The organism is Pseudomonas sp. S2_B07 (assembly GCF_054668435.1).
Genome location: NZ_CP162769.1, coordinates 2,646,576 through 2,658,525, shown reverse-complemented (window position 1 = coordinate 2,658,525; position 11,950 = coordinate 2,646,576). Strand labels below are relative to the sequence as shown.

10 protein-coding genes are annotated in these 11,950 nt (G+C 60.1%); 4 read left to right on the top strand and 6 right to left on the bottom strand.

The features are described from left to right. The first annotated feature begins 51 nt into the window (after window positions 1-51). From AB4N43_RS12360 to tldD, 3 genes are all read left to right on the top strand, one after another. Window positions 52-3,855 carry a YhdP family protein gene (locus tag AB4N43_RS12360; RefSeq protein ID WP_460154098.1) on the top strand — a complete coding sequence of 1,268 codons (3,804 nt, stop codon included), beginning with the start codon at window positions 52-54 and terminating at the stop codon, window positions 3,853-3,855. A gap of 145 nt (window positions 3,856-4,000) precedes the next feature. Next, the gene (locus AB4N43_RS12355; protein ID WP_027924523.1) at window positions 4,001-4,849 is read left to right on the top strand and encodes a carbon-nitrogen hydrolase family protein; all 849 of its coding nucleotides are present in this window, start codon (window positions 4,001-4,003) and stop codon (window positions 4,847-4,849) included. Window positions 4,850-4,867: 18 nt separating this feature from the next. Next, window positions 4,868-6,310 (top strand): metalloprotease TldD, encoded by a 1,443-nt coding sequence (gene tldD / locus AB4N43_RS12350; protein WP_027924524.1) that lies wholly within the window; start codon window positions 4,868-4,870, stop codon window positions 6,308-6,310. Between the two features lie 50 nt (window positions 6,311-6,360). Here the strand turns inward: tldD and yjgA are convergent, their stop codons facing one another. Further along, on the bottom strand, window positions 6,361-6,885 hold the full coding sequence (yjgA, locus tag AB4N43_RS12345) for a ribosome biogenesis factor YjgA (protein ID WP_027924525.1): 525 nt from the start codon (window positions 6,883-6,885) through the stop codon (window positions 6,361-6,363). Window positions 6,886-6,992: 107 nt separating this feature from the next. Here yjgA and pmbA point away from each other — a divergent pair, with 107 nt between their 5' ends. Then, window positions 6,993-8,339, top strand: a complete 1,347-nt coding sequence (gene pmbA, locus AB4N43_RS12340; protein ID WP_027924526.1) for a metalloprotease PmbA — start codon at window positions 6,993-6,995, stop codon at window positions 8,337-8,339. Window positions 8,340-8,428: 89 nt separating this feature from the next. Here pmbA and AB4N43_RS12335 read toward each other — a convergent pair whose 3' ends face one another. The 5 genes from AB4N43_RS12335 to AB4N43_RS12315 all read right to left on the bottom strand — a co-directional run bounded on the left by AB4N43_RS12335 (window position 8,429) and on the right by AB4N43_RS12315 (window position 11,933). Next, window positions 8,429-8,704 carry an HPr family phosphocarrier protein gene (locus tag AB4N43_RS12335; protein ID WP_123435312.1) on the bottom strand — a complete coding sequence of 92 codons (276 nt, stop codon included), beginning with the start codon at window positions 8,702-8,704 and terminating at the stop codon, window positions 8,429-8,431. A gap of 15 nt (window positions 8,705-8,719) precedes the next feature. Beyond that, complete coding sequence (gene rapZ / locus AB4N43_RS12330; RefSeq protein WP_027924528.1) at window positions 8,720-9,577, bottom strand: RNase adapter RapZ; 858 nt, start codon at window positions 9,575-9,577, stop codon at window positions 8,720-8,722. Between the two features lie 2 nt (window positions 9,578-9,579). Then, window positions 9,580-10,044, bottom strand: a complete 465-nt coding sequence (gene ptsN / locus AB4N43_RS12325) for a PTS IIA-like nitrogen regulatory protein PtsN (protein ID WP_027924529.1) — start codon at window positions 10,042-10,044, stop codon at window positions 9,580-9,582. A 12-nt stretch (window positions 10,045-10,056) separates the two neighbouring features. Then, window positions 10,057-10,365 (bottom strand): ribosome hibernation-promoting factor, HPF/YfiA family, encoded by a 309-nt coding sequence (gene hpf, locus AB4N43_RS12320; protein WP_027924530.1) that lies wholly within the window; start codon window positions 10,363-10,365, stop codon window positions 10,057-10,059. Between the two features lie 74 nt (window positions 10,366-10,439). Continuing rightward, window positions 10,440-11,933, bottom strand: coding sequence for an RNA polymerase factor sigma-54 (locus AB4N43_RS12315; protein ID WP_027924531.1), 1,494 nt, complete (start codon window positions 11,931-11,933; stop codon window positions 10,440-10,442). Window positions 11,934-11,950: the final 17 nt, after the last annotated feature.

Sequence of the window (11,950 nt, the reverse complement as noted above, 5' to 3'; positions counted from 1 at the left end):
AACGGCTGGCCTCAGCTTTTTGCAGCATTTTTGCCATGGGAGCCACCTGACATGGAACGTCTGACACGCATTTTGGTTGCATTGACCCGTTGGGGTCTGGGCCTGTGCGCGTTGGTACTCGTGTTGATGGCGTTTTACGTCAGCCTCGGCCGAGAGCTGACGCCTCTGGTGGCCGAATACCGTGCCGACGTCGAAACCAAAGCCACCGAAGCCTTGGGCATGCCGCTGCAAATCGGCAAGCTGGAAGGTAACTGGAGTGGTTTTGCGCCGATTCTGCTGGCCCATGACGTGACCGTCGGCGAAGGCGCCAATGCCCTTCATCTGGATCAGGTGCGTGCAGTGCCAGACATTTGGGAAAGCCTGTTGGCGCGCCAGGTGCGCATCGCTCACCTTGAACTCAATGGTTTGAAGATCAGCCTCAAGGAAGGCGACGACGGTCAGTGGGCGCTGGAAGGTTTGCCGGTGCAGAAAGATCAGCCTCTCGATCCAGAGCAGTTGCTCAATCGCATGCAAATGGTCCAGCAGTTGTCGGTGATCGACAGTCAGGTGACCTTGCAGCCCCTGGACCAGCCGCCACTGACCCTGACCTACGTCGGTTTCAATCTGAAAACCGGTGCTTCTCGCCAACGCCTCGATGCGCGAATGACCTTGCCCGATGGCCAGCCAGTTGCCATGAGCCTGCGCACCCGCATTCAGGCCAGTCAGTGGAAGGACGGTGAAGCCGAGGCTTACGTGAGCCTGCCGCAAAGCGACTGGTCGAAATGGCTGCCCGAACGCCTCACCCAGCAATGGAATTTTTCCGAGATCAAGGCCGGCGGCGAGCTCTGGATCAATTGGGGCAAGGGCGAACTGCAATCCGCGGCCATTCGCTTGAACGCACCGCAAGTCAAAGGTGCCTACGCCGAACGCAAGCCCATCCAGATCAACAATCTGGCGCTCAATGGCTATTTCCAACGCAGCACTGAAGGCGTGGTGGTGACGCTGGATTCCCTGGCCATGAATTTTGGCGAGACGCGCTGGGAATCCCATCTGCAACTCACACAAACCTCCGCCACCGACAAGGTCCAGGAGCTCTGGCACCTGCAAGCCGACCGCGTCGACCTCACCCCGCTCACGCCATTGCTGAACGCCCTGGGGCCACTGCCCGAAGGTGTCGCCACGGCGGTGGAAAAGCTCAAAGTGACCGGTGGGCTGCGCAATGTGCTGATCGACGTGCGCCCCAATGCCACCGACGACAGCAAGTTCAGCTTCGCCGCGAACCTCGACCGGGTCGGTTTTGATGCCTATCACGGCGCACCGGCCGCGCGGAATGTCAGCGGCAGCATCAGCGGTGACCTCGGCAAGGGTGAGTTGCGCATGGACAGCAAGGACTTTGTCCTGCACCTGGACCCGATTTTCGCCAAGCCATGGCAATACCTTCAGGCCAACGCGACGCTGACCTGGAAGCTCGACAAAGAAGGCTTCACCCTGATCGCGCCGTACCTCAAGGTACTTGGCGAAGAGGGCAAGATTGCCGGTGACTTCCTGATCCGCCTGCATTTTGATCACACCCAGGAAGACTACATGGACCTGCGGGTCGGCATGGTCGAGGGGGACGGTCGCTACACCGCCAAATACCTGCCGACCATGCTCAGCCCTGCGCTTGACGAATGGTTGCGTACGGCCATTCTAAAGGGCGCGGTAGACGAAGGTTTCTTCCAGTATCAGGGCTCGCTGAACCATGGTGCGGCCGACACTGCCCGCAGCATCAGCCTGTTCTTCAAGGTGCACGATGCCGAACTGGCGTTCCAGCCGGGCTGGCCGCATGTGAGCAAGGTCACCGGTGATGTGTTTGTGGAAGACAGTGGTGTGCGGGTTCTGGCCAGCAAGGGCCAGTTGCTCGACACTCAGGTGCGCGATATCTACGTCAATATCCCCCATGTCCCCGATGGCAAAAACGTCCATCTGTACCTCGACGGCGGATTCGCCGGCGGCTTGGGCGATGGCCTGAAAATTCTCCAGGAAGCGCCGATCGGCACCGCAGACACATTCGCCAAGTGGGAGGGTGAGGGCGATCTGCAAGGCACGTTGAACCTGGATATCCCGCTGGCCAAAGACGAGCAACCGAAGATTCTCGTCGATTTCAAGACCGCCAAGGCGCGCCTGAAGCTGGCCGAGCCCGCGCTGGAATTGACCCAACTCAAGGGTGATTTCCGCTTTGACAGCACCAAGGGTTTGAGCGGACAGAACATTAGCGCGCGGGCTTTTGACAGGCCTGTCACCGCACGGATTTTCGCCGATGGCAGCGCGGGCAACATCAAGACACGCGTCACGGCTTCCGGTCAGGTCGAGGTCAAGAAACTCACGGACTGGTTGAGCGTGACTCAGCCGTTGCCGGTTTCCGGGGTCATCCCGTATCAGTTGCAGCTGAACCTGGACGGTGCTGACAGTCAGTTGATGGTCAATTCCAGCCTGAAAGGCGTGAAGGTCGATCTGCCGGCCCCGTTCGGCATGACGGCCGATGACAGCCGTGACACGACGTTCCGCATGACCCTGCTAGGGCCGGAGCGGCGCTACTGGGTCAACTATGGTCAGCTGGCAAACTTCACGTTTGCAGCCCCTAGCGGCAGTTTTGCCGACGGTCGTGGTGAGCTGTTCCTCGGTGGTGGCGATGCCGTATTACCCGGCGCCAAAGGCCTGCGGGTGCGCGGTGTGCTGTCGGAGCTGGATGTCGGTCCCTGGCAGGATCTGGTGGGCAAGTACGCCGGTCAGGATCCGGGGGGCAGTGCCAAGCAGTTCTTCAGCAGTGCAGACTTAAAGATTGGCAAGCTCAGCGCTCTGGGCACGACCCTCGATCAGGCGTCCGTGCAAGTGAACCGAAAGCCTGCCAGTTGGGCGTTGCAACTCGACAGCCAGCAGGTCAAGGGCACCGTCGGTGTTCCCGATGCGAAAGGCGCACCGATCGCGGTCAATCTGCAATACGTGCGGCTGCCCGCGCCGGATCCGAAGGTGGTGGCCGACGAAAACTCGCCCGATCCACTGGCTACGGTCGACCCGACAAAGATTCCGGCACTGGACATCACCATCAACCAGCTTTTCCTAGGGCAGGATCTGGTGGGTGGCTGGTCGCTGAAAATCCGTCCGACTGCCAAAGGTATTGCACTCAACAACCTCGACATGGGCCTCAAAGGGATTCTGTTGCAAGGCAGTGGCGGCTGGGAAGGTGTGCCCGGTAGCTCCAGCAGTTGGTACAAGGGGCGGATCAGCGGCAAAAATCTCGCCGATGTCCTCAAGGGCTGGGGGTTTGCGCCGAGTGTCACCAGCGAAGAGTTTCATATGGATGTTGACGGTCGCTGGCCGGGTTCACCGGCCTGGCTGGCCAGCAAGCGTTTCTCCGGCACCCTGGATGCATCGCTGACCAAAGGCCAGTTTGTTGAGGTCGAGGGCAGTGCCCAGGCCCTGAAAGTCTTCGGCCTGCTGAACTTCAACTCCATCGGCCGCCGGCTGCGCCTGGACTTTTCCGACCTGTTCGGCAAAGGCCTGAGCTATGACCGGGTCAAGGGATTGCTGGTCGGGACCAATGGCGTCTACGTCACCCGCGAGCCGATCCGGATGACCGGTCCGTCCAGCAACGTAGAACTTGATGGCACCTTGAACCTGGTGGGTGATCAGATCGACGCCAAGTTGCTGGTGTCCTTGCCGGTGACCAACAACTTGCCGATTGCGGCGCTGATTGTCGGCGCGCCGGCTGTTGGCGGTGCGCTGTTCCTGATCGACAAACTGATCGGTGACCGCGTCTCCCGATTTGCCAGCGTGAAATACACCGTCAAGGGCCCGTGGAAAGAGCCGCAGATTACCTACGACAAACCTTTTTGACGCTCTTTTTCAAAAGCCATGTCCCAGCCTGATGGAGTAGCATGGCCGAACATATTCCAATTAGCGACGCCGATCCTGTAGCAGCCGGACGCAGGCTTCGCCAGCTGCTACAGGTTGGCGGACACTTCTCGAGTAAGGAAAGGCCATGTCGGTAGCGGTGATTCAAATGGTCAGCCAAAGCGATGTGCTGGCCAATCTGGCTCAGGCTCGCCGGCTGCTTGAACAGGCAGCGGCCGGTGGTGCGCAACTCGCCGTGCTGCCGGAAAACTTCGCCGCCATGGGCCGGCGCGACATTGCCGACATCGGCCGCGCCGAGGCATTGGGTGAAGGCCCTATCCTGCCATGGTTGAAACAGACCGCCCTCGACCTCAAGTTATGGATAGTGGCAGGCACATTGCCGTTGCCGCCGGTGGATCAACCGACGGCGAAGGTGCATGCCTGCTCGTTGTTGGTGAACGATCATGGCGAAACAGTAGCGCGCTACGACAAGCTGCACTTGTTTGACGTGGACGTGGCGGACAATCGCGGGCGTTATCGTGAGTCCGATGACTATGCTTATGGCGGTGGCGTGGTGGTTGCGGATACGCCGGTCGGGCGAGTCGGCCTGACGGTGTGTTACGACCTGCGCTTCCCGGAGCTGTACAGCGAATTACGGGCTGCCGGGGCGGAGTTGATTACCGCGCCGTCGGCGTTTACGGCGGTGACCGGCGCGGCGCATTGGGATGTGCTGATTCGTGCCCGGGCCATCGAGACTCAATGTTATGTGCTGGCGGCCGCTCAGGGTGGAACGCATCCGGGGCCGCGAGAAACCTGGGGACATGCCGCAATCGTCGACCCCTGGGGCCGGGTGCTGGCACAACAGGATCAAGGCGAGGCCGTGCTGCTGGCCGAACGCGATAGCAGCGAACAGGCGTCCATCAGGGCGCGGATGCCGGTGTCCAGTCACCGGCGTTTTTTCTCGCAGGGCGCCCAGCGACCTGCCTCAGAACGATGAATTTAAGGCGTAAAGCATATGAGCGAGTTGTTGTCCTCAGTCAGTGAACACCTCTTGGCGCCCGGTGGCGTAACGATCGAGAGCCTGCAAGGTGTACTCGGTGATCTGGCCGGCCCGGGCATCGATGCCGCCGACCTGTATTTCCAGGGGCAGATTTCCGAGTCCTGGGCGCTGGAAGACGGGATCGTCAAGGAAGGCAGCTTCAACCTCGACCAAGGCGTCGGCGTGCGTGCGCAATCGGGTGAAAAAACCGGTTTTGCGTACAGCAATGCCATCACCCTGGAAGCCCTCGGTGCCGCGGCCCGTGCCGCGCGTTCGATCTCCCGCGCCGGGCAAAATGGCACGGTGCAGGCGTTCACCACCCAGGACGTTGCCCAGTTATACGGACCGGACAACCCGCTGGAAGTGATCTCCCGCGCCGAGAAAGTCGAACTGCTCAAGCGCATCGATGCAGCCACACGCGCCCTCGATCCACGCATCCAGCAAGTGACCGTGAGCATGGCCGGCGTCTGGGAGCGCATCCTCGTGGCCTCCACCGATGGCAGCCTGGCCGCCGATGTACGGCCGCTGGTGCGTTTCAACGTGAGCGTGATCGTTGAACAAAACGGTCGCCGCGAGCGCGGTGGGCATGGCGGTGGCGGACGTACCGATTACCGTTATTTCCTCAGTGACGACCGCGCCATGGGCTACGCCCGTGAAGCGTTGCGTCAGGCACTGGTCAACCTGGAAGCCATTCCGGCGCCGGCCGGTACGTTGCCGGTGGTATTGGGTTCCGGCTGGTCCGGCGTGCTGCTGCACGAAGCGGTCGGCCACGGTCTGGAAGGCGACTTCAACCGCAAGGGCAGTTCGGCCTACAGCGGGCGCATGGGCGAGATGGTTGCCTCCAAGCTGTGCACCATCGTCGATGACGGCACGCTGGCAGGCCGTCGTGGCTCTCTGAGCGTCGACGACGAAGGTACCCCGACCCAGTGCACCACGTTGATCGAAAACGGCGTACTCAAAGGCTATATGCAGGACAAGCTCAATGCGCGTCTGATGGGCGTGGCCCGTACCGGTAACGGTCGTCGCGAATCCTACGCGCACCTGCCGATGCCGCGCATGACCAACACCTACATGCTGGCGGGCGAAAGCGATCCGGCGGAAATCATCGCTTCGGTCAAACGCGGCATCTACTGCGCCAACCTCGGCGGTGGCCAGGTGGACATTACCAGCGGCAAGTTCGTGTTCTCCACCAGCGAGGCGTACCTGATCGAAGACGGCAAGATTACCGCCCCGGTCAAAGGCGCGACGTTGATCGGCAACGGTCCGGAAGCCATGAGCAAGGTGTCGATGGTCGGTAACGATCTGGCGCTGGACAGCGGCGTGGGGACGTGTGGCAAGGATGGGCAGTCGGTGCCGGTGGGTGTCGGCCAGCCAACGCTGAAAATCGATGCGATCACTGTGGGTGGCACAGGATCGTAAGCAGGGATGGAGCTTCGGGTGAACCGCATGCGGTTCACCCGATTCGGGACTTAGCGCAGACCGCGTTGAGTCTCGTCCAGCTCTCGGATGTACTTGAAGATTTTACGGCTCGATGCCGGTGGCTTGTTGGTCGCCAGTTCGTGCTGGGCCTGACGGATCAGGGAGCGCAATTGCTGACGATCAGCCTCCGGGTAGTCGAGCACGAACTTCTCCAGGACTGCATCGTCGCCCGCGATCAAGCGATCGCGCCAGCGTTCCAGGCCATGGAAACGTTCGTTGTACTGCCGGGTGGAGGCATCGAGTTGATCGAGCAAGGTCAGAATGGCGGCAGTGTCCTGATCGCGCATCAGTTTGCCGATGAACATAAGGTGCCGTTTACGCGCGATATTCGCGGTGTGCTTGGGCGCATCGGCCAGGGCCCGACGCATAGCGTCGGTCAACGGCAGTTTTGCCAGCAAGTCAGGCTTGAGTGTTGTAAGGCGCTCGCCAAGGTCAACCAGAGCATGAAGCTCGCGTTTAACCTGGGATTTGCTTTTTTCTCCCGTATCGAGGGAGTCGTCGTAAGAATCAACCATGGTGGCCGTCCGCAAAGAAACGCCGCCATGATAACCAGTCGGGGGCCACTTGTCCGGCCCGGTCGCTCGAAGGCCTTACCGAAAGCAGAATTTGAGTGGAGAACAGCATGAGTGCAGTTGAAAGCGTCGGCCCACAAGCGTTGCCGGCACTGCAAGAACAAGTCGAGCAGATCATCGCTGAAGCCAAGCGTCAGGGCGCCAGCGCCTGCGAAGTTGCCGTGTCCCTGGAGCAGGGCCTGTCCACCTCGGTGCGTCAGCGTGAGGTCGAAACCGTCGAATTCAACCGCGATCAGGGCTTTGGCATCACCTTGTACGTCGGTCAGCGCAAAGGCTCGGCCAGTACCTCGGCCAGTGGTCCTGAGGCCATTCGCGAAACCGTCGCGGCGGCGCTCGCCATCGCCAAGCACACCTCCGAAGACGAAGCCTCGGGCCTGGCTGATGCCGCGCTGATGGCTCGCGACCTGCAGGATTTCGACCTGTTCCACCAATGGGACATCACCCCGGAACAAGCCATCGAACAAGCGCTGGCCTGCGAAGCCGCTGCGTTTGCCACCGACAGCCGGATCAAAAATGCCGACGGCACCACCCTCAGCACTCATCAGGGTTGCCGCGTGTACGGCAACAGCCATGGGTTTATCGGTGGCTACGCGTCGACCCGCCACAGCCTGAGCTGCGTGATGATCGCCGAGGCTGATGGCCAGATGCAGCGTGATTACTGGTACGACGTGAACCGTCAGGGCAATTTGCTGGCCGACCCGGTGAGCATTGGCCAACGTGCCGCGCAACGGGCGGCGAGCCGTCTGGGCGCGCGTCCGGTACCGACTTGCGAGGTGCCGGTGCTGTTTTCCGCCGAGCTGGCGGGTGGTTTGTTCGGCAGCTTCCTGTCGGCGATTTCCGGCGGCAGCCTGTACCGCAAATCGTCGTTCCTCGAAGGTACGCTGGGTCAGAAGCTGTTCCCGGAATGGTTGACCATCGACGAACGTCCGCACTTGATGCGCGCCCTGGGCAGTTCCGCGTTTGATGGCGATGGTCTGGCGACCTACGCCAAACCGTTCGTCGAAAAGGGTGAGCTGGTGTCGTACATCCTTGGCACCTATTCCGGGCGCAAACTCGGGATGCCGAGTACCGCCAACGCTGGCGGCGTGCACAACCTGTTCGTCACCCACGGCGATGAAGATCAGGCCGCTTTGCTGCGCCGCATGGGCCGTGGCCTGCTGGTCACCGAACTGATGGGGCAGGGCCTGAACATGGTCACCGGGGATTACTCCCGTGGTGCGGCGGGTTTCTGGGTCGAGAACGGCGAAATCCAGTTCGCGGTCCAGGAAGTGACCATTGCCGGCAATATGCGCGACATGTTCAAGCAGATCGTGGCGGTGGGTAATGACCTGGAGCTGCGCAGCAACATTCGTACGGGTTCTGTTTTGATCGAGCGCATGACGGTGGCGGGCAGCTAAACTCGCTTGTCACAAAAAAGGCGCGCCACCTGATTGGGTGGTGCGCCTTTTTTATCGGGTTACTGAGCGGCTTTGGTCTGGACTGGCGTTTACTCGCCTTCGTCGAAATAACGGTCGATCAAGTCCTTCAACGCATCCAGTGCCCTTTGCGCGTCTTCGCCTTCGGTGCTGATATAGATTTTGGTGCCCTTGCCCGCAGCGAGCATCATCATTGCCATGATGCTTTTGCCGTCGACCGTGGATTCCGGAGTGCGTCCTACTCTGATCGTGCAATCCTTGAACTCGCCGGCGACCCCGACGAATTTTGCAGAAGCACGGGCATGCAGGCCCAGCTTGTTGATGATTTCGATTTCCAGAGCAGGCATCGCGGTGTGAATCCTTTAGCTGAGGTCGCGGTGGCGGACCTGGACGTTCTTCAGGGATTGTTGCAGAACCTGGCCCAGACGTTCGGTCAGGTAGACGGAGCGGTGATGCCCGCCGGTGCAGCCAATGGCAATGGTGACATAAGCACGGTTGCTGGCGGCAAAGCGCGGCAGCCACTTGAGCAGATACGACGATATGTCCTGGAACATTTCTTCGACGTCCGGTTGAGCGGCGAGGTACTCGGCCACCGGTTGATCGAGCCCCGACTGCGCACGCAGCTCCGGCTTCCAGTAAGGGTTGGGCAGGCAACGCACGTCGAACACCAGGTCCGCGTCCACCGGCATGCCACGCTTGAATCCGAACGACTCGACCAGAAAGGCAGTACCGGCTTCCGGCTGGTTCAGCAGGCGCAGCTTGATGGTGTCGCGCAGCTGGTACAGGTTCAGATTCGTGGTGTTGATCTTGAGGTCGGCCAGATCGACGATCGGACCCAGCAGATTGCTTTCGTCCTCGATCGCCTCGGCCAACGAACGGTTGGGGGTGCTCAGCGGGTGACGCCGACGGGTTTCGGAAAAGCGCTTGAGCAAGGTTTCTTCGTCGGCGTCCAGGTACAGCACATCGCACTTGATGTGCCGGCTACGGACTTCTTCGAGCAGTTCGGGAAAGCGTGACAGGTGGCTCGGCAGGTTACGCGCATCGATGGACACGGCGACCAACGGCTGTGCCAATTCGGTATGAATCAGTGCGCGTTCGGCCAGTTCCGGCAGCAAGCCGGCGGGCAGGTTGTCGATGCAGTAGTAGCCGTTGTCCTCGAGAACATCGAGTACGGTACTTTTACCTGAGCCGGAACGGCCACTGACGATGATCAAGCGCATGATTAGTGACCGTTTTGCTCTTCCAGAACAACCTTATACAAGGCTTCGTTACTCTGAGCACTACGCAGTTTTTCCCGCACCTCCTTGCGATCGAGCATGCTGGCGATCTGGCGGAGCAGTTCAAGGTGCGCATCGGTAGCCGCTTGCGGGACCAGCAGTACGAACAACAGGTCAACCGGAGCGCCGTCGATGGCGTCGAAATCGATAGGGGCGTCGAGGTGCATCAAGGCGCTGATGGGCGACTTGCAATCCTTCAGGCGGCAGTGGGGGATGGCGATGCCGTTGCCAAAACCGGTCGAGCCGAGTTTTTCACGGGCAATCAAAGCCTCGAAGACATCTTGCATCTCCAGATCCGGCACTTCCCGGGCGATCAGGTTGGCAATTTGTTCGAGGGCTTTCTTTTTACTGCCGCCCGGCACGTTCACGAGGGAACGGCCGGGGGTCAGGATGTTTTCAAGTCGGATCATGGGTTGGGAGTGTTAACGACCGGTTGCACCCTGGAGGAGGCTCTGGGTCTTTTCCTTATGCTTTTTGAGTTGTTTATCCAGCTTGTCGGTCAGTGAGTCGATCGCCGCGTACATATCGGTATGCTCCGCGTTGGCGACCACTTCACTGCCGGGAATATGCAGGGTGGCTTCGATTTTCTGCTTCAGCTTCTCGACCGTCATCGTGACCTGCACGTTGGTGATCTTGTCGAAATGCCGCTCTAATCGTTCGAGTTTTTCGCCGATGTAGGTGCGCAGGGGTTCGGTCACTTCCAGTTGGTGTCCACTGATGTTGACTTGCATACAGCTTCTCCTTCGTTGCCAGTGCATAAAGCGGTAGATCAGATGATCTACCACTGGAACGCTGTGGCGTGGCTCTACATCAACCGCTTGCGTTCGCTCGAAGGCGCGATCCCTAAGGATTCGCGGTACTTGGCGACGGTGCGGCGAGCCACCTGAATGCCTTGTGCCTCCAGTAAACCAGCGATCTTGCTGTCACTCAACGGCTTTTTCTGATTTTCCGCGGCAACCAGTTTTTTGATGATCGCGCGGATCGCCGTGGACGAGCATTCGCCGCCTTCGGAGGTGCTGACGTGACTGGAGAAAAAATATTTCAACTCATAAATACCCCGAGGGGTATGCATGAATTTTTGCGTGGTCACCCGTGAAATCGTCGATTCGTGCATGCCTACCGCTTCGGCGATGTCATGCAGGACCAGCGGCTTCATGGCTTCGTCGCCGTATTCGAGGAAGCCGCGCTGATGCTCGACGATCTGGGTGGCAACTTTCATCAGGGTTTCGTTGCGGCTTTGCAGGCTCTTGATGAACCAGCGGGCCTCTTGCAGCTGATTGCGCATGAAGGTGTTGTCGGCGCTGGTGTCGGCGCGACGGACAAACCCGGCGTACTGGGCGTTGACCCGCAGCCTTGGAACCGACTCCTGGTTCAGTTCCACCAGCCAGCGTTCGTTGTCCTTGCGCACGATCACGTCTGGAACGACGTACTCGGCTTCGCTGGATTCGATCTGCGAGCCGGGGCGCGGGTTGAGACTCTGGACCAGTTCGATGACCTGGCGCAGTTCATCTTCCTTGAGCTTCATGCGGCGCATCAGCTGGCTGTAGTCGCGACTGCCGAGCAAATCGATGTAGTCGCAGACCAGGCGCTTGGCTTCGGCCAGCCAAGGCGTCTTGGCGGGCAATTGGCGCAATTGCAGCAGCAGGCATTCGCCCAGGTTGCGAGCGCCGATGCCGGCCGGTTCGAATTGCTGGATGCGGTGCAGGACGGCTTCGATTTCGTCCAGTTCGATGTCCAGTTCCGGATCGAAGGCTTCGAGGATCTCCTCCAGGGTTTCATCCAGGTAGCCCTGATTGTTGATGCAGTCGATCAGGGTCACGGCGATCAGGCGATCGGTGTCGGACATCGGTGCCAGGTTCAGTTGCCAGAGCAGGTGGCTTTGCAGGCTCTCGCCAGCCGAAGTGCGAGTGGTGAAGTCCCATTCGTCGTCATCGTTGCTCGGCAGGCTGCTGGCGCTGGTCTGGTAGACGTCTTCCCAGGCCGTGTCGACGGGCAGTTCGTTGGGAATGCGCTCGTTCCAGTCACCTTCCTCGAGGTTGTCCACCGTCGGGGCGGTTTCCTGGTAGGAGGGTTCCGAAACATCGGCATTGGGTTGCTGTTCGGCTTTGTCGGCCAAGGGGTCGGCGTTGTCGAAGTCGTCGCCTTCTTCCTGGCGTTCGAGCATCGGATTGGACTCCAGGGCCTCCTGGATTTCCTGTTGCAGGTCCAGGGTCGACAATTGGAGCAGGCGGATGGCCTGTTGCAGCTGCGGTGTCATCGTCAGCTGCTGGCCCATTCTCAAGACTAGCGATGGTTTCATGGCAGGGGCTTAACACC